This is a genomic window from Streptomyces sp. NPDC042364, assembly GCF_056437585.1.
Genome location: NZ_JBWKAJ010000022.1, coordinates 72,000 through 93,758, shown reverse-complemented (window position 1 = coordinate 93,758; position 21,759 = coordinate 72,000). Strand labels below are relative to the sequence as shown.

13 protein-coding genes and 1 pseudogene are annotated in these 21,759 nt (G+C 72.0%); 8 read left to right on the top strand and 6 right to left on the bottom strand.

What is annotated here, in order from left to right; translation table 11 throughout:
- Window positions 1-137 precede the first annotated feature (137 nt).
- Entirely contained in the window at window positions 138-638 is a 501-nt protein-coding gene (locus AC067N_RS32135) for a YwqJ-related putative deaminase (RefSeq protein ID WP_478682421.1), read from the bottom strand.
- Between the two features lie 369 nt (window positions 639-1,007).
- Here AC067N_RS32135 and AC067N_RS32130 point away from each other — a divergent pair, with 369 nt between their 5' ends.
- From AC067N_RS32130 to AC067N_RS32120, 3 genes are all read left to right on the top strand, one after another.
- Window positions 1,008-2,009: an SMI1/KNR4 family protein gene (locus AC067N_RS32130; protein WP_478682452.1), complete on the top strand. Its 1,002-nt coding sequence runs from the start codon at window positions 1,008-1,010 to the stop codon at window positions 2,007-2,009.
- Window positions 2,010-2,016: 7 nt separating this feature from the next.
- Window positions 2,017-4,776 carry an SUKH-4 family immunity protein gene (locus AC067N_RS32125; protein WP_478682420.1) on the top strand — a complete coding sequence of 920 codons (2,760 nt, stop codon included), beginning with the start codon at window positions 2,017-2,019 and terminating at the stop codon, window positions 4,774-4,776.
- A gap of 214 nt (window positions 4,777-4,990) precedes the next feature.
- Window positions 4,991-5,872, top strand: a complete 882-nt coding sequence (locus AC067N_RS32120; protein WP_478682419.1) for a cellulose-binding protein — start codon at window positions 4,991-4,993, stop codon at window positions 5,870-5,872.
- Window positions 5,873-6,064: 192 nt separating this feature from the next.
- On the opposite strand, the gene AC067N_RS32115 is transcribed toward AC067N_RS32120, so the two are convergent.
- The 3 genes and pseudogenes from AC067N_RS32115 to AC067N_RS32105 all read right to left on the bottom strand — a co-directional run bounded on the left by AC067N_RS32115 (window position 6,065) and on the right by AC067N_RS32105 (window position 10,092).
- Window positions 6,065-7,726 (bottom strand): sodium/solute symporter, encoded by a 1,662-nt coding sequence (locus AC067N_RS32115; protein WP_478682418.1) that lies wholly within the window; start codon window positions 7,724-7,726, stop codon window positions 6,065-6,067.
- A gap of 128 nt (window positions 7,727-7,854) precedes the next feature.
- Window positions 7,855-8,355 (bottom strand): annotated as a pseudogene (locus tag AC067N_RS32110) (DUF485 domain-containing protein); the annotation flags it as partial.
- Between the two features lie 243 nt (window positions 8,356-8,598).
- Window positions 8,599-10,092: an MFS transporter gene (locus AC067N_RS32105; RefSeq protein WP_478682417.1), complete on the bottom strand. Its 1,494-nt coding sequence runs from the start codon at window positions 10,090-10,092 to the stop codon at window positions 8,599-8,601.
- Between the two features lie 421 nt (window positions 10,093-10,513).
- Between AC067N_RS32105 and AC067N_RS32100 the strand changes: the two genes are divergently transcribed.
- Both AC067N_RS32100 and AC067N_RS32095 read left to right on the top strand, forming a co-directional pair.
- Window positions 10,514-11,302: an ABC transporter ATP-binding protein gene (locus AC067N_RS32100; RefSeq protein WP_055521032.1), complete on the top strand. Its 789-nt coding sequence runs from the start codon at window positions 10,514-10,516 to the stop codon at window positions 11,300-11,302.
- The gene (locus AC067N_RS32095) at window positions 11,299-13,935 is read left to right on the top strand and encodes an ABC transporter permease (protein WP_478682416.1); all 2,637 of its coding nucleotides are present in this window, start codon (window positions 11,299-11,301) and stop codon (window positions 13,933-13,935) included. The genes AC067N_RS32100 and AC067N_RS32095 overlap by 4 nt, the downstream gene beginning before the upstream one ends.
- Before the next feature lie 260 nt (window positions 13,936-14,195).
- On the opposite strand, the gene AC067N_RS32090 is transcribed toward AC067N_RS32095, so the two are convergent.
- A complete protein-coding gene (locus tag AC067N_RS32090) occupies window positions 14,196-14,753 on the bottom strand; it encodes a phospholipase A2 (RefSeq protein ID WP_478682415.1) in 558 nt (185 codons plus the stop codon).
- A 149-nt stretch (window positions 14,754-14,902) separates the two neighbouring features.
- Entirely contained in the window at window positions 14,903-16,300 is a 1,398-nt protein-coding gene (locus tag AC067N_RS32085) for a DUF2079 domain-containing protein (protein ID WP_478682451.1), read from the bottom strand.
- A 563-nt stretch (window positions 16,301-16,863) separates the two neighbouring features.
- On the opposite strand from AC067N_RS32085, the gene mfd reads away from it, so the two are divergent.
- From mfd to AC067N_RS32070, 3 genes are all read left to right on the top strand, one after another.
- Entirely contained in the window at window positions 16,864-20,421 is a 3,558-nt protein-coding gene (mfd, locus tag AC067N_RS32080) for a transcription-repair coupling factor (RefSeq protein WP_478682414.1), read from the top strand.
- Between the two features lie 228 nt (window positions 20,422-20,649).
- Entirely contained in the window at window positions 20,650-20,964 is a 315-nt protein-coding gene (locus tag AC067N_RS32075) for a hypothetical protein (RefSeq protein WP_478682413.1), read from the top strand.
- A gap of 97 nt (window positions 20,965-21,061) precedes the next feature.
- The gene (locus AC067N_RS32070) at window positions 21,062-21,745 is read left to right on the top strand and encodes an HNH endonuclease family protein (protein WP_478682412.1); all 684 of its coding nucleotides are present in this window, start codon (window positions 21,062-21,064) and stop codon (window positions 21,743-21,745) included.
- The last annotated feature ends 14 nt before the right edge of the window (window positions 21,746-21,759 follow it).

Sequence of the window (21,759 nt, the reverse complement as noted above, 5' to 3'; positions counted from 1 at the left end):
GAGGGGCGGGTCTGCTCGCGTACCAGGTGACGTATCAGGTGGGGCGGTGGTTCCGGGCGGGTTCCGGTGAGTTGGTCGGGCTCGGCCGGGTTTCCTCCTGGTGGCTTCCCCCGGTACTCCCGGTCGGGGGTTGCCGTTCAGTTGTCCTGGGTGGGGTCGACGATGCGGACGCCGAAGTGGGCGCTGAGGGCGGTGCAGGAGCGGCAGGGGGTGGCGAAGCCGCCGTGGAGGGGGTCGCCGTCCTCGCGGATGTGGCGGGTGGTGAGTTTGGCCTGTTTGAGGACCTTGCGGGCCTCGCCGTTGGTCATGGGTCTGCGGGAGGCGCGCTTGCTGCGGGCGGCGTCGGCGGTGGTGATGTGCCGGGAGATGAGGATGGCCTCGGCGCAGCGGCCGGTGAAGCGGTCGCGTTGGGAGGTGGCGAGGGAGTCGAGGAACTCCTGGACGAGGGGGTGCAGGGGTGGGGCCTGGTCGCCTCGGGCTGCGGTGCCGGTGAGGGTCTCGCCGCGTACGGAGAGGGCGGCGGCGACGGTGGGCAGGATGCCGTCGCGGCGGTGGAGGAGGGTGGGGGCGGGCGGCTGTTCCGCGGTGCTCCAGCCGATGCGTGGGTCTCCCGAGGGTCCCGCCTGCGTCGTGTTCATGATCGTCGTCCCCTCCTGTCGCATCCCCCGTCAGCGGACACAGAGTGCCAAACGGTGTGGCCGGTGTGGAAGCTGGGGCGGTGCGACACGCCCGGGCTTCGGCGCACGGTGAGGGTGGTGTGACGGCTGGTCACGGAAGTGGAGGGCCGGTGACCGGTGTCGCCGTACCGCATAGGCTGTCGGCGACCGCGATCCGTGCGGGTCCCGCGTTCGAGTGAGGGGCCGGGGCGGGTCGGGTTGTGGGAGGGGGCCTTTGACGGGCCTTTTTCACTGCCCGTGGTCAGTCAGTACAGACGTCAGTACCAGTCAGCCAACACCAGTCAGCCAGTACCAGAACAGGTCGACAGAACGCCGCAGGGGGCCAACGCCATGACGACAGGTCGGCTCGGGCAGCAAGCCGCGCCGCCGAACGCGGCCTACGCCGGGCAGGTCGTGCAGTTTCCGGACCCGGTCCGGGCCGCGCGTCATCCGAGGGGTGTCCGTGTTGACGCGCACGGGTATCCGGATTTCTCGCCCTATGCGCGTGCCGCGGCGGAGATCGCCGATCCCCCTGAGGGGTTCGGGGTGGACGAGCTGCGGTTGACGGACTACGTGTCCGCGAACGCGGCGCTGGCGGCGTCGGGGCATGAGTTGTGGGACACGATTCCGCCGGTGGCGACGCCGCACGGCTGGACGTGGCATCACGTGGTGGGCAGTCGGCGGCTGGAGTTGGTGCCGGTCGAGGTGAAGGCGCTGCTGCGGCATCACGGTGGTATCGCGACGGCGCGGGTGGATCAGGGCAAGCGGGGCACGCGGCCGTTGCAGGAGACGCGGCCGGCGCACTTCGGGTTGCCGAAGTCGTCGGCGGTGGCGGTGACGGAGTCGCAGGTGCAGGGGGTCGAGGAGGACCTCGGGTACCGGTTGCCTGGCGCGTACCGGTCGTTCCTGAAGGCGGCGGGCGGTTGTGCTCCCGTGGGGGCGGCGTTGGACGCGGAGTTGGGGCTGCTGGTGGACCAGCCGTTCTTCACGGTGCGGGACGAGGCCGCGGTCAATGACCTGGTGTATGTCAACAAGTGCCTGCGGGACCATCTGACCAAGGACTATCTGGCGGTGGCGTTCGCGCAGGGCGGGCTGGTCGCGGTGAAGGTGAAGGGCGACCGGATCGGGTCGGTGTGGTTCTGCGCGTACGACGACGCCCGTGATGTGGATCCGTCGTGGCCGCCGGCCGAGCGGGTGGAGCGGTTGCTGCTCCCCGCCGGTGCGGACTTCGACGTGTTCCTGTCCCGGCTGGCGGGCAATCCGCCGGAGTTGGAGACGGTGGCGAATCTGATGGTGGACGGTGGGTTCGCTCGTGCCGTGCCGGTCGCCGCGACATCCTCGGTGGGGGAGTGAGTTCTCGATGGTGACGTTCGCTCAGGCGCAGGAGCGCGCCGAGGAGTGGATCAACGGTGATCTGCCCGCGTATCAGCACCGTGAGGTGCGGGTGCGGGAGTTCGATCTGGGGTTCGTGGTGTGGGCGGAGGACCGGGCGGACGGTCCGCGGTCCGACGGTGGTGCGCAGCGGCTGGTGATCGCCCGGGACAGCGGGGAGGCCACGTTGTGGCCGTCGCTGCCGGTGGGTGAGGTGATCCGCCGTTATGAGGAGGAGTACGGCCGGACGGAGGCTCTCGCCCCCGAGGCGCCGGCTCCTGCGGCGCGAGTGGATCTGAACCAGACGTCGTTCCTGCTGACTCCGCCGGAGTGGTTGCAGGACGCGGCGGACCGGATGGGGATTCCGGATCGGCGGTCGGGTGCCGGTACCGGTTCGGGTGCCGGCGCCTCGGACGGTGCCGGTGCCTCGGACGGTGCCGGGTCGCGTCCGGCGGCATCCGTGGGTGGCGGTGGTATGCCGGAGACGCTGGCCGGGCCGCCGGGTCCGGCGTCCCCGGCTTCGGCGGGCGGGCCGTCGGCGGACGCCACGCCGTGGCCGGCCGCCGCTTCGGTGGAGGACGAGGTGCGGGACTCGGTGCCGCCGCCGAGGGACGCCGAGCCGCGGGACGCGGTGCCGGGTGTGCCCGACGGGGCGACGCCGTGGGCCGGGACGGACACCAACGCCGAGATCGAGGACGACCGTTCGGTACCGCTGCCGGACACGGTGTTCGCGCCGCAGCTGACCGAGGTGAGCGGTGAGGACGACGCCCCGCCGCCCGGTGCCCCGCCCGACGCCAAGACCGCGCTGATCTCCGGCGGCAGCCAGCTGCCGCCCACGGCCGTGGCGCCCGTGCTGGATGCGTCCGGGCAGCCGCAGTCGCCGCCGGCCGGTCCGGGTACGCCGCCGCCGGGTACGCCGTCGTACGGGTATCCGCAGGGCGGGCCGCAGGGGCCCGGTACTCCGCCGCCGGGGCGTCCGCTGGCGCCGAACGCCGGGGACATCGCCGACGCGGCGACGAGCAAGGCGGCACCGCCTCCGCGCAGGGGCGGCAGGAGCGGTGCGCCGGGTGCGCCGCCGCCCCCGCCGGGTGTTCCGGGGGCACCGGGTGCCCGTCCGGGCAGCACGCCCCCGCCGCCGTCCGCTCCGGGTGTGCCGGGGGCGCCGGCGGGTGGGTACGTGCCTACGCAGATGGTCTCCGCCCTCGGTCCCGACGGGCCTGAGGGTGCGCCGGGTCAGCCGGGTGCTCCGGGTGCGCCGAATCCGCCGGGGGGTACGCCCGCCGGTGGTGTGCACCATGCGGCGACGATGCTGGCGGGTCCGTCGGTGGGTGGTCCGGGTGCGCCGCAGCCGCCGGGTGTTCCCGGTGCGCCGGGTCAGCCGGGTGCTCCGGGTGCGCCGAATCCGCCGGCGGGTACGCCCGCCGGTGGTGTGCATCACGCGGCGACGATGCTGGCGGGTCCGTCGGTCGGTGGTCCGGGTGCGCCGCAGCCGCCGGGTGCGCCCGGCGCTCCGGGTCAGCCCGGGACCCCGCCCGGTGGCCCCGGTCCGGTGCATCACGCCGAGACGATGCTGGCCGGGCCCCCGGTGGGCGGTCCCGGCGCGCCCGGCATGCCGCAGCCGCCCGGTCCGCCCGGTGTGCCGACGGGGGCTCCGCAGGGCATGCCCGGTCACCCTGGTCATCCCGGTCACCCTGGTCATCCCGGGCAGCCGGGGCACCCCGGGCAGCCGATGGGTGGTCCGCCGGCGTACGGGTATCCGCAGCAGCCGACCGGGCAGCCGACGGTGGGTCCCGGCTATCAGGCCGTCCTGCGGTACCGCGCGCCGGACGGCTCCGAGCAGCAGGTGATCCGGCGGTCGGCGCCGGGCACCCCGCACCCGGAGTGGCAGATCTTCCACGAGCTGCGCGGTCTGAACATTCCGCCGGAGGCGGTGCTGGAGCTGCACACGGAGCTGGAGTCGTGTGAGCTGCCGGGGGCGTACTGCGCGCGGATGATCCGTGAGCAGTGGCCGAACGCGCGCATCACGTCCATCGCCCCGTACGGCAAGGACCACGCGAGCCGGCAGCAGGGCATGGCGCAGTTGCTGGCGCACCAGGGCGAACTGCACCAGGTCGCGGACGGTCCGGCGCGGCCCGCGCCGGTGCGGGCGCCGTTGCCGCCGGTGCAGCCGGCGCCGCCGATCCCGCCGGAGGCGATCGGGCAGGAGCTGGCGGCGGCGTTCGGGCCGGGGGTGTTCCGGTTCGACCAGCAGGCGGTGTCGCGGCAGGGTGTGCCGCCGATCGTGGCGCACACGCTGGTGGTGGCCGGGCTGCCGGTGGACATGGGTCCGTTCTTCTGGGCGCAGGCCCAGCCGGGCCGTCCGGTGCCGACGCTGGCGGAGCTGGCCCAGGAGCGGGGGGTGCAGCCGGCGGCGGACGCGGGCTCCTACCTGGTGATGGGCAGCGACTTCGGCAAGGCGCTGTGTGTGCAGTACGGCACGGCGAACATCGTGGCGGTGCCGGTGGAGTCCGGGCCGGGCGGTGCGCCCGTGCCGCCGCAGTTCGTGAACACCGGGCTGCCGGAGTTCACGCGCTGTCTGGCACTGCTGGGCCGTATGTGGCGGCTGCGGTTCGGGCTGAACCAGGAGCAGGCGGGTCGCTGGACCGTCGACTTCCAGGCGCAGCTGGCCGCCCTGGACCCGGCGGCGCTCGGCTCGCCGGAGAGCTGGTGGTCGGTGCTGCTGGAGCAGATGTGGGACGGCTTGCTGTGAGCCGCCGCCGCTGACGCCCGCGGCGTGCACATGAAGGGGCCGGGCCCGGTCGTGCGACCGGGCCCGGCCCTTTGGCGTTGCCCGCTGTCTCACGTGACCCGCTCGCGTCTCCTGGCCCCTCGCACGGAGTGTCGCGTTGTGGACGCTTCTGTCCGGTGCATCAAGATATGCGCGAAATCATCATTTCGTGCGCGTCCGGCGAGAGGTTCCCAGCATGAGCAGCGCACCGAAGGCGGCCCCCGGTGGCGACTTCGCGTTCGACGTCGTACGGCGTGGCTACCGCCCCGACCAGGTCGACGCCTGCGCGGCGGCACTCTCGCGGGACCGAGACGCCGCGTGGGAGCGGGCGGCTCGCCTGACCGTGCTCGCCAAGGACATGGGCGTGCAGCTCGCCCGGCTGCGGGAGACCGTCGCCGGGCTCCCCCGGCAGACGTACGAGGCGCTCGGCGAGCGGGCCCGGCAGCTGCTGGAACTCTGCGTCGACGAGGCGACGGCGGTCCGGGAGGGCGGGCGCGCCGACGCCCGGCGGCTCGTCGAGGAGGCGGAGGAGGCCGCGCGGCGCGCGCGGGAGGACGCGCGGGCGTACGCCGACCAGGTGCGCGGGGAGGCGGAGGAGCGGGCCCGGCAGCGGGTGATCGCGGCCCGGGCCGAGGCGGACGACCTGCGGATCGCCGCGCGGCTGTCCGTGAAGGAGGGGCGGACCGAGGCGCTGGCCGCGTTGCGGGAGGTGCGGAAGCGCACCGAGGGGATGCTCGCCGAGATCGACAAGGAGTTCGCCGAGCGGGTGGCCGACGTCGAGCGGGCGGTCGCCGAGCGGGCGGCCGTGTTCGACGCGCGCCACGCGGAACGGGTCGCCCTCGCGGAGGCCGCCGTCGCGGAGGCGGAGCGGGCCCTCACCGAGGCGGGGCGGGACGCGGCGCGGACGCAGGAGGACGCGGAGGCCCGTGCCGCCGAGGTGATCGTGGAGGCACGGGCCAGGGAGGAACGCGTCGCCCGGGACACCGAGCGGGTTCTGCGCGAGCACGCCGAGCGCGGAGAGGGGCTGAAGGTGCAGATGGACTACGTCCGGGACAGCCTGTCGACGCTCACGGACTAAGAGCTCCGAACAAGAGTAGAGCCCGGCTCGCGACGCCTGGCACGCACGCTCGCCGCGTCGCCGAAAGCCCCTGGTAGCCCCGCTACAAGGAGCTTCCGGCGCCTTGCGATCGCACGCACCAGACGCCGCGAGCCGATCGGACTCCACTTTTGCTCGGAGCTCTGAGGGGTCCCTTCCCCGTGAGCGCCCGCCTCAGCTGCCGGCCCCCCGCCGCACCGCTCCCGCGAGGATCCAGCCCTCCACCGCCTCGTACTGCCTGCGCTGCTCCTCCGCCTTGCCACGGCCGGACCACACCGTGCCCAGCCAGCCGAACGCGAAGCCCAGCGGGATGGAGACCAGGCCGGTCGTGGTGAAGGGGAACCAGTTGAAGTCGGCCCGCGGGAACGCGGAGAACGGGGAGCCGGAGACGAGGTTGGTGCCGGTCATCAGGACCACGACGGCGAGCGTGCCGCCGATGAGCGTGCACATCAGCCCGGTACGGGTGTAGCGGCGCCAGAAGAGGCCGTAGACCAGGGCGGGGGCGATCGCGGAGGCGCCCAGGCAGAACGAGAGGGTGACCAGCGGCTGGAGGCTGCGGTTCTGGACCATCGTGGCGAGGACGATCGCGGTGACGCCGACCGCGCCCGCCGAGAGCCGGGCGATGGTCATCTCGCGGCGGGGCGTGAGGGGTTCGGCCGCGATGGCGGCGAAGACGTCGTGGGCCAGGGAGTTGGCGCAGGCCAGGATCATGCCCGCCACCGAGGCCAGGAGCGTCAGGAAGACCGCCGTGGCGACCGTGGTGAACAGCAGGGTCTCCGCCGTGGAGACCTCCGTGCCGAAGGCCGCCATGGAGCCCAGCAGATAGGCCGTGTTGCCCTGCGGGTCGGCCGTCGCGATCACCTCGCGGCCGATCAGGGCCGTCGCGCCGAAGCCGACCACCGAGATGATCAGCACGAACAGGGCGACCGACGGCACCGCCCACGACAGTGAGCGGCGGACCTGGCGGGCGCTGCGCGCGGTGTACATGCGCATGGTGACGTGGGGCAGGCAGGCACCGCCGAGGACGACGGTCAACTGGGCGCTGATCATGTCGAGTTCCGGGAAGGGGCCGCCCGAGAACTGGAGTCCCGATCCGAGGTAGCCGGCGCCGAGCCCGCTCCTCTGGGCCGCCGTGCCCAGCAGCAGGCCGGGGTCCCAGTCGAACCTGTTCAGGATCAGTACGGCGATGATCCCGCCGGAGCCGAGCAGCATCACGATCTTGATGATCTGGATGAGGGCGGTGCCCTTCATCCCGCCGATCGCCGCGTAGCCGATCATCAGCGCGCCGACGATCACCACGACACCTGTCTTCAGGCTGTCGTTGGAGAAGCCGAGGATGAACGCCAGCAGGTCGCCGGTGCCGGCCAGTTGCACCAGCATCATCGGCATCAGCGCGGCGATCGTCACGACGCACGCCGTGATGCGCACGGTCCGGCCGGGCATCCGCCGGGTCAGCGCGTCGCCCATCGTGAAGCGGCCCGCGTTGCGCAGGGGTTCGGCCAGCAGGAACATCAGCAGCATCAGCGACAGGGCCGTGCTGAGCGCGAGGACGACACCGTCGTAGCCGAAGAGGGCGATCACGCCGCCGGTGCCGAGGACCGTCGCGGCGGAGATGTAGTCGCCCGCGATCGCCAGGCCGTTGCGCATGGGGGAGAGCGAGCTGTAGCCGGTGTAGAACTCGTCGAGGTCGTCCCGGTCCGGGCCCGTCATCACACACAGCAGCAGTGTCACGGTGGCGACGGCGGTGAAGCCGACGAGGGACATGGCCTGCGCCGATCCGCTGAACTCGGCGAGGACGCCGGCGGCGGTGGGGGCGGGGACGGAGGTGGCGTTCATCGGGCGGGCCCCCACGGGGAGTTCTGGTTGCCGTTCCACGGGGCGTTCGGGTTCGGGTCCCATGGGAAGTTCTGGTTGCCGCCCCGGCGGGGGTTCCGGTCCGTGCTCCGCCGGGTGCGGTCCTCCTCGCGCTTGGCGTCCCGGCGCGCCTCTGCCTCCGCGAGCCGGCGTATCCGGTCCGCTAGCGGGTCCACGCGGCGGCGCGCGGTGCGTTCGTACAGCCAGATCGCCAGGCAGGTCACGGGCAGCTGGAGCAGACCGAGCAGCAGGCCCGTCGTCAGTCCGCCGGTGACCGTGCTCGTCATGAACGACGGGGCGAACGCCGAGAGGGCCAGGAACAGCACGAAGTAGCCCAGCGCGGTCAGCGTGGCCACCCGCCGCTGCCAGCGGTAGGCGCTGCGCAGCACGCGCAGGTCGCTGTGGTGGTGCAGGAGGGGGTCGTCGGGCTCGTCGGGGCGCGGCGGCGGGAACGGCGGCTGGTGGGCGGAGGGCCTGCGGGTGGTGTACGTGGGTGAGGACGGGGGCGCGTCCGCGGGTGGGGACGGGGGTGTGTGCGCGGGCGGCTGGGCCGGGTGGTGCGGTGGTCGGTACGGGGTTCGGTGCGGGGGTGACGAGAACGCGTCGGTCATCCCTTGTCTCCTTGCGCGGCTATGGTCCGGTGCCTGCGGACCGCAGGGAGCGGGGGGCGGGCGTGAACGCTACATGCGGGTACGGAGAAGCGCTGCCTTTTCGGCAAACTGAGCGGTCGGTATGCGCTTTCTTCTCGGAACCCTCACTGACCTGGGGTGTTACCCGGATTAACTCAGGTTTTTCCGGGCCGTGGGATCACGTCGGCCGCGTCACGGCGCCGGGCGACCCGCGCCGCGCCGTGCTCAGTCCTTCAGCACCGGGAACCGCCGCGGTGCCACCACCAGCAGCACCAGCAGCGCCGCCGTCGCCGCGCAGGCCGCTCCGAGGTACACCGCGTGCACGGCCTCGGCCACCGCGCGGCGGACCGGCTCCGCCGTCGTGCCCGCGTCCAGGCCGTGGGTCACCGCGTCCAGGTCTCCCGCCCCGCCCAGGCGGGAGGCCAGGATGCCGTTCGCGACCGCTCCGAAGAGGGCGGCGCCCAGGGTCTGGCCGGTCTGGCGGCAGAAGAGAATCGACGCCGTGGCCGTACCGCGCTCCTCCCATTCCACCGTCGACTGGACGCCCACGATCAGGGGGAGCTGGAAGAGGCCCAGAGCGGCGCCCAGCAGGAGCATCAGCAGGGTCGGCTGCCAGGCCTCGCCCGGATACGGGAGGAAGGGGAACGCGAACAGCAGCAGCGCCGCGGCCGAGATGCCCAGGATCGCCGTGTCGCGGAAACCGATGCGGCGGTAGACGTGCTGGCTCAGCGCCGCCGACACCGGCCAGCTCAGGGTCCAGACGGAGACGACGAAGCCGGCGGCCACCGGGGCCAGGCCCAGCACCGACTGGGCGTAGGTCGCCAGGAAGACCGTCGGCGCCACCATCAGCAGGCCCAGCGCGGCCAGCGCCAGGTTCACGGCCGCGATCGTGCGACGGCGCCAGACCCAGCCGGGGATGATCGGTTCGGCGGCGCGGCGTTCGATCACCACCAGCGCCGCGACCAGGGCGACCCCCGTGCCCAGCAGGGTCAGTGAGGGCCAGGACAGCCATGCCCAGGCCACCCCGCCCTGCACCAGCGCTGTCAGCAGGGCGCCTCCGCAGGCGAAGACCGTCAGGGCGCCCGCCCAGTCCACCCGGGGCCGTGCGGTCCGCTCCCGGGCCGGCTCGTGCAGATGCCGGACCAGGAGCCAGAGTGCCGCCGCGCCCAGCGGGAGGTTGATCAGGAAGATCCAGCGCCAGTCCGCGTAGGCGGCGAGGACCCCGCCCACCCCGGGGCCGGCCACCGCCGACACCGCCCAGACCGTGGACAGCCTCGACTGGATCCTGGGCCGTTCCGCCAGAGGGTAGAGGTCGGCCGCCAGCGTCTGCACCGTGCCCTGCAGCGCCCCGCCGCCCAGGCCCTGGACGATGCGGAAGGCGATCAGCGCGCCCATGTTCCAGGCCAGCGCGCACAGCAGCGAGCCCAGCAGGAACAGGGCCGCGCCGGCGATCAGGACCGGCTTGCGGCCGAAGGTGTCGGAGAGCTTGCCGTAGACGGGGAGGGTGACGGTGACGGCGAGCAGATAGCCCGAGAACAGCCAGGAGAAGACGGAGAAGCCGCCGAGGTCGGCGACGATCTGCGGGACGGCGGTCGAGACGATCGTGGAGTCCAGCGCGGCCAGGCCCATGGCCAGCATGAGTGCGGCGGTGACCGCTCCCCGTCTGCCGGATGTGGTGGGCTGTTCCGTGTCGCGCAGCGCGGGTCGTGTGTCGCCCACCGGATTCCTTCCCCCTGCATCTATCTGCCGGGGACCACCATGCCACTTGTGCCTCACGTCACGGCAGGGTGCAGCCTGACTGCACCGGAAGGCGGAGCCGAACCCTGAGACCGGCTCCACCCCTCGGTGGAGATCCCTTAGGGGTATCTCCGTACAACGGCCGGGGGCGGGTTCGTACCGCCGGAGGAAGAGACGGGGCCGCCCCCGTCCTTAACCTGGGCTTACGCCGCCGGGGGGCGGTGCACCGGACCGACGGGGGTGGGGGCCGGACCCACGGGGGTGGGGTTTTCCCCAGCAGAAGACTGCGCCGGGCACCAGCGCGCAGGGGACCTCCGGGCGACCAGACTCGACGCATCACCACGTACCACCGCTCATCCGCTGAGCAGCGGAACCATCTGCTGACCGACTTAGGAGACATACCGTGACATCGGCTGTGACCATCACCAGGCACGGGGGCACTGGAGGGCGTACGGCCGTTGCCGCGCGGGCGCGGCAGGTCGTGAAGGCGTACGGGTCCGGTGAGACCCGTGTCGTCGCCCTCGACCATGTGGATGTGGACATCGCGCGGGGCCGGTTCACCGCGATCATGGGGCCATCGGGCTCCGGCAAGTCCACCCTCATGCACTGCCTCGCCGGTCTCGACACCGTGACGAGCGGTCAGATCTACCTCGACGAGACCGAGATCACCGGGCTGAAGGACAAGAAGCTCACGCAGCTGCGCCGGGACCGGATCGGGTTCATCTTCCAGGCGTTCAACCTGCTGCCCACCCTGAACGCCATCGAGAACATCACGCTTCCCATGGACATCGCGGGGCGGAAGCCGGACAAGGAGTGGCTCGGCCGGGTCGTGGAGACCGTCGGGCTCGCCCAGCGGCTGAAGCACCGGCCGACGCAGCTCTCCGGCGGCCAGCAGCAGCGCGTCGCCGTGGCGAGGGCCCTGGCCGCGCGCCCCGAGATCATCTTCGGGGACGAGCCGACCGGCAACCTCGACTCGCGCGCCGGCGCCGAGGTGCTGGGCTTCCTGCGGCGCTCCGTCGACGAGCTGGGCCAGACCATCGTGATGGTCACCCATGACCCGGTGGCCGCCTCGTACGCCGACCGCGTGCTGTACCTGGCCGACGGGCGCATCGTCGACGAGATGCACCAGCCGACGGCCGACCAGGTCCTGGACCGCATGAAGGACTTCGACGCCCGGGGGCGCACGTCATGAGCGTGATGAGGACATCGATGCGCAACTTCTTCGCGCACAAGGGGCGGATGGCGCTGTCGGCCATCGCGGTCATGCTGTCGGTGGCGTTCGTGACGGGCACCCTGGTCTTCACCGACACGATGGGCACCACCTTCGACAAACTGTTCGCGGCCACCTCCTCCGACGTCACGGTCTCCGTGGCCGGAGGTGAGGCCGACGAGGTCTCGCGGACCGGCAGGCCCGAGTCCCTGCCCGCCTCCCTGGTGAAGGAGGTGGCCGCGGTCGAGGGCGTCAAGTCGGCCGAGGGCGCCGTCTCCTCGATGGACGTGACCGTCGTCGACCGCGACAACGAGAACATGGGCTCCTCCACCGGCGCCCCCACCATCGCGGGCAACTGGACGAGGAACGACCTCCGTTCCATGGAGATCACCTCCGGGCACGCCCCGCGCGGCCCGACCCAGGTGATGGTCGACGCCGACACCGCCGACAAGCACGGCCTGAAGCTCGGTGACGAGCTGCGCACCATCACCGTCAGCGGGGACATCACCGCCCGGATCGTCGGCATCGCGTCGTTCAAGGTGACCAACCCCGGTGCCGCCGTCGTCTTCTTCGACACCGCCACCGCGCAGCGCGGACTCCTCGGTGCCACGGGCCGGTTCACCCAGGTCAACGTCGCCGCCGAGGCGGGCGTCAGCGACACGCGGTTGAAGCGGAACGTCAGCTCGGCCCTGGCGGCACTGAAGGCGCAGGCCGGGCAGGCCGGGCAGGCCGGGCAGGACGCGAAGGGCGCCCAGGAGACGGCGTACAAGGTCCGTACGCAGCAGGAGACGGCGGACGCCAACCGCGGCGACGTCGACGAGTTCATGAACGTGATCAAGTACGGGATGCTCGGCTTCGCCGGGATCGCGTTCCTCGTCGGTGTCTTCCTCATCATCAACACGTTCTCGATGCTGGTCGCCCAGCGCACCCGCGAGATCGGTCTGATGCGGGCCGTCGGATCCTCCCGCGGACAGGTCAACCGGTCGGTCCTCGTCGAGGCGACCCTGCTCGGCGTCCTCGGCTCGGTGGTGGGCGTCGGCGCGGGCATCGGCCTCGCCGTCGGGCTGATGAAGCTCATGTCGGCCGTCGGCATGGAACTGTCCACCCGCGACCTGACGGTGCAGTGGACGACCCCGGCCGTCGGCCTGCTGCTGGGCATCGTGGTCACGGTCCTCGCGTCCTATCTGCCCGCCCGCCGCGCGGGCAAGGTCTCCCCGATGGCCGCGCTCCGCGACGCCGGCACCCCGGCGGACGGCAAGGCCGGACTCGTACGCGGCCTGGTGGGCCTGGCGCTCACCGGCGCGGGCGGCTTCGCGCTCTACCTGGCCGCCACCGCGGACCAGGCGAAGGAGGGCTCGCTGATCCTGGGCGCGGGCATCGTCCTCAGCCTCATCGGCTTCGTCGTGATCGGCCCGCTTCTCGCGGGCGGTGTCGTGCGGGTGCTGAGCGCCGTGCTGCTGCGGGCCTTCGGACCGGTCGGCCGGATGGCCGAGCGCAACGCGCTGCGCAACCCGCGCCGTACGGGCGCCACCGGCGCGGCCCTGATGATCGGCCTGGCCCTGGTCGCCTGCCTCTCCGTGGTCGGCTCCTCCATGGTGACCTCCGCCACCGGCGAGCTGGACAAGTCGGTCGGCGCCGACTTCATCGTCACGGCGGGCGACGGCGGCAAGCCCCTCAACCCCGCCACGGTCAAGGCGGTCGAAGGGGTCGAGGGCCTCGGCCACGTCACCCGACTGAAGGAGACACCGGCCAAGGTGACCGCGCCCGACGGCACCTCCGAGTCGGGGCAGCTGCTGGCCGCGGAGCCCACCTACGCCGAGGACCTGCGCCGCGAGACGGTCTCCGGTGACCTCTCGGCCGCGTACGGCGACGACGCGATGTCCGTCGGCTCCGAGTTCGCCGGCAAGGCGGGTGTGAAGGTCGGCGACACCCTGACCGTGGCGTTCGACGGGGGCCGCACCGCGAAGCTGAGGGTCGCGGCCATCACCTCCGACGACACGGGCCTCGACAAGGGCGCGATGTACACCAACCTCACGACCGTCGAGCGCCATGTGCCGGCCGAGCGGCTGCCGCTGGACACGGCTCTGCTCGCCGAGGCGGACGAGGGCAGCAAGGACCGGGCGTACGCCGCGCTCAAGACGGCCGTCGCCAAGGACCCCACGGTCCAGGTCATGGACCAGACCGACTACAAGCAGAACCTGAAGGACCAGGTCGGCCAGCTGCTCAACATGGTCTACGGCCTGCTGGCCCTGGCCATCGTCGTCGCGGTCCTCGGCGTCGTGAACACCCTGGCCCTGTCGGTGGTCGAACGCACCAGGGAGATCGGCCTCATGCGGGCCATCGGCCTCTCGCGCCGTCAGCTGCGCCGCATGATCCGCCTGGAGTCCGTGGTGATCGCCCTGTTCGGCGCGCTGCTGGGCCTGGGCCTGGGGATGGGCTGGGGCGCGACCGCCCAGCGGCTCCTCGCCCTGGAGGGACTGAAGGTCCTGGACATCCCGTGGCCGACCATCATCGGCGTGTTCGTCGGCTCGGCGTTCGTGGGACTGTTCGCCGCCCTCGTCCCCGCGTTCAGGGCGGGACGGATGAACGTGCTCAACGCGATCGCGACGGACTGATGCCGGAGCGGGACGAAGCGGGGGCGGACTAACCGGCCGGCTGCCTCGGACCAGCCGCTCGGACCAGCCGCTCGGACCGGTACGGGGGTCCGGTCCGGCGGCGGTCCGGGGGGCGGGCGGTACGGGGACGAGGAGAACAGGGCCGCGGAGAACGGGGCCTGCGGAACGGGGAACGGCGGGGTGTGGGGAATGGTCCCCACACCCCGCCGTTCTCGTGATGCCAGGTCCTGTCCTGCGGCGGCCGGCCGGGGGCGGCGGTGTCAGCCGGCGGCGCGGACGGCCTGGTAGTACTTCTTCGCCGTCTTCAGGCACGCGGCCTTGGCCTTCGCACGGACGGGCGGCGTCAGCGGGTCGGCCCAGAACCTCTGTCCGCAGGCACGGTTCATGTCGCCCAGGAACGCCTTGTCGATCCGGAGCTTGTGGGACCGCTTGAATGTGGCCTTGCCCGCGATCGTCTTGTAGTTCCGGTATCCGAAGTCGTGCCGGTAGCAGGCGAACGAGAAGTCGTACCCGCCCCAGATCTTCTCCGGTGACGAATTGCAGTAGTTGGTGCTCCAGTTGAACTTGTACTTCGTGATCGCCGGCTTGTGCTGCCGGTGCTGCCCGAGCGCCGTGAACCACTTGGTCTGGGAGCCGGACGAGTTCGCCGTCAGGGTGCTCAGCTTCGAGAGCTTCTGCGCCTTGGTGACGCCGGCGACCGCCTGCGTGGACGCCCCACCGTCCGACGCGGCGGGACCGGCGAGGGCGGGTGCGGCGCCGGTCAGCAGAAGAACTGCCGAAAGTGTGGCGCCGGGAATTGCTCTGCGTAACGTGGTCATGGTCTTTTCCCCGTTTCTGGTTGGCTGCTGCTCGGGAAGCGATCGCCACGGTGCCATGTCCACGGAGGGGCGCCAATTGTCCCTTGGTGCAGTGCGCGGAATCGAACGGCGTGCTCCGTATTCCCGTGGAACGGGACAGGGCGCGGGGGTCAGACGCGGCGCAGCAGTACATATCCCTGGATGAGGCCCTGGAGTTCGTAGTGGTCCCGGGGATGCAGCTGACGGGCGTACCGGGGCACGTCCTTCACCCACCGCGAGGAGTTGTTGAAGACGATGTAGTCGGGGGCGAGGCCCTCGGTCCGGCCGATCCAGAACACGCGGCAGCGCGACGTCAGACGGCTGATGGGGCCGACGTTGGACTCGACGGTGGCGCCGTCCGGGATCGTGGCCAGCAGCTTCTCGACGGCCGTGACACGCTCCGGCACCCGGTAGGCGTCGGGGTCGGTGAGCGCGGACAGCGGCAGCGACGTCGTCAGGGCCAGCGCCGCCGAGGCTACCCCGGCGGGCAGATGGAACGCGTACGAGCGCAGCCACCGCCGGGGGCTGCGGCGCGCGGCGGGCAGCGCGTCGACCAGGGCGAGGAACACGATCGGCATCAGCACGGCGCTGTAGTGCCAGTTCGTGCCCCAGTAGTGGTCGTCGGACGACAGGAAGCGCCAGCCCAGGGTGGGCAGGGCGGCGATGAGGAGCGGCGACCGCAGGGCGAGCAGGCCGGTGGTGGGGAGCAGCACCCACAGCAGGGTGCGGACCTTGGTGTCGAGGCCGTCGAAGGGGCCGGCGTCGCCGACCTTGCTCCAGTAGCCGTAGTCGCCGGAGGCGTTGAACGCCGGGATGATCATGGTGAAGGTGAGCAGCGCCGCGACCGCCCCGAACGACGCGACGGCGACGGCACGGGTGACGTCCCGCGGCGAACCGTGCCGTCCGGCCCGTAGCGCGACGATCAGCGCCAGGGCCGCCACCGTGACCCCCAGATCCTCCTTGACCAGCACCAACGGCAGCGCCCAGAGCAGCGCCGCCCGCCACCGTCGGGCGAGCAGCGCCTCCAGGGAGAAACCGATCAGCGGTACGGCGAAACAGATCTCGTGGAAGTCGAAGTCCACCGCCCGCTGGAGCCCCCACGACAGCCCGTACGCCACGCCGATCGCGAGCCCCCGCGACGGCCCCAGCCGCCGGGCCGCGGCCCGCGTCACCGGCACCGCGGAGACGGCGAACAGCGCGGCCTGCGCGACGAGCAGCGTCACGGGCGAGGGGAACATCCGGTAGAAGGGCGCGAGCAGCGCGGTGATGGGGCTGAAGTGATCGCCGAGCACATGGAAACCCGGTCCCTTGAGATCGACGACCGGTGCCCGGAGATGCGCGTAGGCCCGTATCGCCTGCTCGAATATCCCCAGGTCCCACGACCGGGTCCCCATGTACCGGTACCGGCAGACGGACTCCGTCGCGTACGCCGCGAACAGGCCCAGGGCCAGCAGATGGGGGGCGCGCCGCGCGAGGGACGAGCGCCGGTCGGGCGGCCGCGGCGGCGCCGCCGTGACCGGCTCCGCCATGACGGGCGGTACGGAGGACGCCGGTGGTGACACGGTCGGGGACATCGGGACTCACGTTCATCGCGGGACGGCTGCACCGGGCGCCCTACAGGGTAGGCGGACGCCCTCCGGGCGAGGCCGTCCGGGGCGGCCCGCCCGGAGACGACAGCAGCACCGAGAGGGGCGCGGGGAACCGCGCGAGGAACCACGACGAGGCAGTGCGTCCGTAACCCGCCGCAGGCAGGACAGGGGCGCCGGGAACTGCGCGAGCGACCCCGACGGTCCGCGGCCGAGCGGGCACGGGAGGCCCCCTCCTTCATGGGCGGGTACGGGGGTGCAGCCCCCGCGGGTCGAAGGGGCGGGTCCCCGGGGCCGAAGGGGCGCAGCCCTCGGGAACGGGACGGGTGGGGGCGGCCGGGGCGAGTCCCCTGACGAGGCTCACCGGTGGTTGTCCACAGCCTCCGCGCCACCCCGGCCACCCGTCGTACCCTGGACACCCCCGGCCCCTCCCACGAGGTCGGGCGTTCGTGTTGCCCCCGCTGTACCCCAGCCGCAGCCTGACCCCCGGACGGGAAACGCCCTTCATGAGCCTCCACGGTCTGCTCGACGCAGTAGTCAAGGACGCCCCCCTCGCGGAAGCGATCAGGGCGGCGGCCGACGGCCACCGCACCCACGTCGACCTGGTCGGCCCCCCGGCGGCCCGGCCCTTCGCCGTCGCGGCCCTCGCGAGAGACGCCGGCCGCCCCGTACTGGCCGTGACGGCCACCGGCCGGGAGGCCGAGGACCTCACGGCGGCCCTGCGCTCCCTCCTCCCCCCGGAGGGCGTCGTGGAGTACCCGGCCTGGGAGACCCTGCCCCACGAGCGCCTCAGCCCCCGCAGCGACACCGTCGGCCGCCGCCTCGCCGTCCTGCGCCGGCTGACCCACCCGAGCCCCGACGACCCGGAGACCGGACCCGTCCAGGTCGTCGTCGCCCCCGTGCGTTCCGTCCTCCAGCCCCAGGTCAAGGGCCTCGGCGACCTGGAGCCCGTCGCCCTGCGCACCGGTGGGACCGCCGACCTGAACCGCACGGTCGAGGCGCTCGCGGCGGCCGCGTACTCCCGGGTCGAGCTGGTCGAGAAGCGCGGCGAGTTCGCCGTGCGCGGCGGCATCCTGGACGTCTTCCCGCCGACCGAGGAACACCCCCTCCGGGTGGAGTTCTGGGGCGACGACATCGAGGAGATCCGGTACTTCAAGGTCGCCGACCAGCGCTCCCTGGAAGTCGCCGAGCACGGCCTGTGGGCCCCGCCCTGCCGTGAGCTCCTCCTCACGGACGAGGTGCGCGAGCGCGCCCGCGTCCTCGCCGAACGCCACCCCGAGCTGGGCGAACTCCTGGGCAAGATCGCCGAGGGCATCGCCGTCGAGGGCATGGAATCCCTCGCCCCGGTCCTCGTCGACGACATGGAGCTGCTGATCGACGTCCTGCCGAAGGGCGCGATGGCGGTGGTGTGCGACCCGGAGCGGGTGCGCACGCGCGCCGCGGACCTGGTGGCCACCTCGCAGGAGTTCCTCCAGGCGTCGTGGGCGGCCACGGCCGGCGGCGGCGAGGCGCCCATCGACGTCGGCGCGGCCTCCCTGTGGTCCATCGCGGACGTCCGGGACCGGGCCCGCGAGCTGGACATGATGTGGTGGTCGGTGTCGCCGTTCGCCGCCGACGAGACGTGGACATCGGCCGCTGACGCGGCGGGCGACGGGGACACCCTCAAGCTCGGCATGCAGGCCCCCGAGACCTACCGCGGCGACACCGCGAAGGCGCTCGCCGACACCAAGGGCTGGCTCGCCGACGGCTGGCGCACCGTCTACGTGACCGAGGGGCACGGCCCCGCCGCCCGCACCGTCGAGGTCCTCGGCGGCGAGGGCATCGCCGCCCGCCTGGAGGCCGACCTCGGGAAGATCGCCCCCTCGGTGGTGCATGTGGCGTGCGGCTCGATCGACTACGGCTTCATCGCCCCGTCACTGAAGCTCGCCGTCCTCACCGAGACCGACATCTCCGGGCAGAAGGCGGCCGGCAAGGACGGCGCCCGCATGCCCGCCCGCCGCCGCAAGACCATCGACCCGCTCACCCTCGAAGCGGGCGACTACATCGTCCACGAGCAGCACGGCGTCGGCCGCTACATCGAGATGGTCCAGCGGACCGTGCAGGGCGCGACCCGCGAGTACCTGGTCGTCGAGTACGCCCCCGCCAAGCGCGGCCAGCCCGGCGACCGCCTCTACATCCCCACCGACCAGCTGGAACAGATCACCAAGTACGTCGGCGGCGAGGCACCCACGCTGCACCGCCTGGGCGGCGCCGACTGGACGAAGACCAAGGCGCGCGCCAAGAAGGCGGTCAAGGAGATCGCCGCCGACCTGATCAAGCTGTACAGCGCCAGGATGGCCGCCCCCGGCCACTCCTTCGGCCCGGACACCCCCTGGCAGCGGGAGCTGGAGGACGCCTTCCCGTACGCGGAGACGCCCGACCAGCTGACCACGATCGCCGAGGTCAAGGAGGACATGGAGAAGACGGTCCCGATGGACCGCCTGATCTGCGGCGACGTGGGCTACGGCAAGACGGAGATCGCGGTCCGCGCCGCCTTCAAGGCCGTCCAGGACGGCAAGCAGGTGGCGGTGCTCGTCCCCACGACGCTCCTGGTGCAGCAGCACTTCGGCACGTTCAGCGAGCGGTACTCGCAGTTCCCGGTCAGTGTCCGGGCCCTGTCCCGCTTCCAGACGGACACCGAGGCCAAGGCCACCCTGGAGGGCCTGCGCGAGGGCTCCGTCGACATCGTCATCGGCACCCACCGCCTGTTCTCCTCCGAGACCAAGTTCAAGGACCTCGGCCTCGTCATCGTCGACGAGGAGCAGCGCTTCGGCGTCGAGCACAAGGAGCAGCTGAAGAAGCTCCGCGCCAACGTCGACGTGCTGACGATGTCCGCGACGCCGATCCCGAGAACCCTGGAGATGGCGGTCACCGGCATCCGCGAGATGTCCACGATCACCACCCCGCCCGAGGAACGCCATCCCGTCCTGACCTTCGTCGGCCCGTACGAGGAGAAGCAGATCGGCGCGGCCATCCGCCGTGAACTCCTGCGCGAGGGCCAGGTCTTCTACATCCACAACCGGGTGGAGTCGATCGACCGCGCCGCCGCCCGGCTGCGCGACATCGTCCCCGAGGCGCGCATCGCGACCGCCCACGGCCAGATGTCGGAACAGGCCCTGGAGCAGGTCGTCGTCGACTTCTGGGAGAAGAAGTTCGACGTGCTCGTGTCCACGACGATCGTGGAGTCCGGCATCGACATCTCCAACGCGAACACCCTGATCGTGGAGCGCGGCGACACCTTCGGCCTGTCCCAGCTCCACCAGCTGCGCGGCCGCGTCGGCCGGGGCCGGGAACGGGGCTACGCGTACTTCCTCTACCCGCCGGAGAAGCCGCTGACGGAGACCGCCCACGAGCGGCTGGCCACGATCGCCCAGCACACCGAGATGGGCGCGGGCATGTACGTGGCGATGAAGGACCTGGAGATCCGCGGCGCGGGCAACCTCCTCGGCGGTGAGCAGTCCGGCCACATCGCCGGCGTCGGCTTCGACCTGTACGTCCGCATGGTCGGCGAGGCGGTCGCGGACTACCGCCGTCAGCTGGAGACCGGGGAGATCGAGGAGGAGCCGCCGCTGGAGGTCAAGATCGAGCTGCCGGTCGACGCGCACGTCCCGCACGACTACGCGCCCGGCGAGCGGCTCCGCCTCCAGGCCTACCGGGCCATCGCCTCCGTCAACACCGAGGCCGACATCACCGCGGTGCGCGAGGAGCTCGTCGACCGCTACGGCAAGCTGCCGGAGCCGGTGGAGAACCTGCTGCTGGTGGCCGGGCTGCGGATGCTGGCCCGGGCCTGCGGTGTCGGCGAGATCGTGCTGCAGGGCAACAACATCCGCTTCGCCCCGGTCGAACTGCGCGAGTCCCAGGAGCTCCGCCTCAAGCGCCTCTACCCGGGCACGGTCATCAAGCCGGCCGTCCACCAGGTGCTGGTCCCCCGCCCGAAGACGGCGAAGGTCGGCGGCAAGCCGCTGCTCGGGCGGGAGTTGCTGGGGTGGACGGGGGAGTTCCTGGCCTCGATTCTGGGGTCTTAGGTTCTGGGGGCGTAGGCGCGGCTGCGGCTGCGGCGCTGCGGCTGCGTTGGGGTGGGTCGGGATGGTCGCCCCCTCACCATCGTCGGCCCGCCCGGCGTGCACCCGAGTGACCGCCGGGGGCCGATCGGCCTCTTCCCGGCGGCGGTTACGGTGTCGGTCACGGAGGGCAGGGAACACAGGCAGGGCAACCGGACCGCAGCAACCAGCAAGGGCAGTGAGGAGTGTCGCGTGGCGCGTCTGAGGGGTGGGGTGGCAGTCGTCGCCCTGGTGCCGGCCGCCGCCGTCAGCGGCTGCGAACCGGGCACCGAGGGTTCCGGGGGACCGACGGAGAACCTCGGCGGGGGAGGTACCGCCCTGGCTGCGGCGGAGTCCCTGACCGTCAAGGGGCGCGCGCCCAAGACCCGTGACGACTGCGAAAGGTTCCGCAGCCTCTGGGCCGACAGCGACTCCACTGACTGCGACACCCGGGTCGTCTCCGTGCTCCGCCGGATGGCTGAGGTATTCGCGCAGCTCACGCGGGGAGTGGTGGGCTGTGCTCACTGAAAAGGACGTGAGTCGCAGGGCTGTTGGCAATGCGCGCTTCCTCCGTACGGTGACGTTGTGTGCGGCTGCCGTGCTTCTCGTCTCGGGGTGCGAGGGCTTGGGCGAGGACAACTCCTCGGCGGGCTCCGCGCCCACAGCGTCTGACGAACGGGTGGTCAGTCCGCTCGAGAACCCGGACGGTACGGAGCCAGGGCTCGCGCCCGTGACGGCGGATGCGGACCGGGCTGAGGCCCGCAAGCTCATCGAGGAACTGTCCACGAAGGGGCGGGGGCCGAAGACGGGCCACGACCGCGACAAGTTCGGCTACGCGTGGATGGACACGGCAGACGGGGTGCCGCTCGCTAGGAACGGGTGTGACACCCGAAACGATCTCATTCGCCGGGATGGTCACAACCTTCGATTCCGAGCAGGTTCCGACTGCGTGGTCATCGCCATGACCCTGGACGACCCGTACACCGGAACGATCATCGAGTGGCGCAAGCAAAGGGCCACCGACGTGCAGATAGACCACGTGGTGCCGTTGTCCTACAGCTGGCAGATGGGTTCGTCGCGCTGGTCGGGCACCAAGCGGAAGCAGCTCGCCAACGACGTGCTCAATCTGATTCCCGTCCAGGGGCGGGCCAATTCGGCCAAGGGCGACTCCGGCCCCGCCTCCTGGCTCCCGCCGAACAAGCCGATCCGTTGCGCATACGCGGTCCGCTTCGCTCAGGTCGCCATCAAGTACGAGATGCCGGTGACGGCCGCGGACAAACAGATGATGCTGCGGCAGTGCGGCGGCTGAGAGGGCGGCCGTGC

What these genes read in the sequence shown, in the direction of transcription:
- AC067N_RS32135 (WP_478682421.1), bottom strand. Translation starts at nt 638, where the DNA reads ATGAACACGACGCAGGCGGGACCCTCGGGAGACCCACGCATCGGCTGG.
- AC067N_RS32130 (WP_478682452.1), top strand. Translation starts at nt 1,008, where the DNA reads ATGACGACAGGTCGGCTCGGGCAGCAAGCCGCGCCGCCGAACGCGGCC.
- AC067N_RS32125 (WP_478682420.1), top strand. Translation starts at nt 2,017, where the DNA reads ATGGTGACGTTCGCTCAGGCGCAGGAGCGCGCCGAGGAGTGGATCAAC.
- AC067N_RS32120 (WP_478682419.1), top strand. Translation starts at nt 4,991, where the DNA reads ATGAGCAGCGCACCGAAGGCGGCCCCCGGTGGCGACTTCGCGTTCGAC.
- AC067N_RS32115 (WP_478682418.1), bottom strand. Translation starts at nt 7,726, where the DNA reads ATGAACGCCACCTCCGTCCCCGCCCCCACCGCCGCCGGCGTCCTCGCC.
- AC067N_RS32095 (WP_478682416.1), top strand. Translation starts at nt 11,299, where the DNA reads ATGAGCGTGATGAGGACATCGATGCGCAACTTCTTCGCGCACAAGGGG.
- AC067N_RS32090 (WP_478682415.1), bottom strand. Translation starts at nt 14,753, where the DNA reads ATGACCACGTTACGCAGAGCAATTCCCGGCGCCACACTTTCGGCAGTT.
- AC067N_RS32085 (WP_478682451.1), bottom strand. Translation starts at nt 16,300, where the DNA reads ATGGCGGAGCCGGTCACGGCGGCGCCGCCGCGGCCGCCCGACCGGCGC.
- mfd (WP_478682414.1), top strand. Translation starts at nt 16,864, where the DNA reads ATGAGCCTCCACGGTCTGCTCGACGCAGTAGTCAAGGACGCCCCCCTC.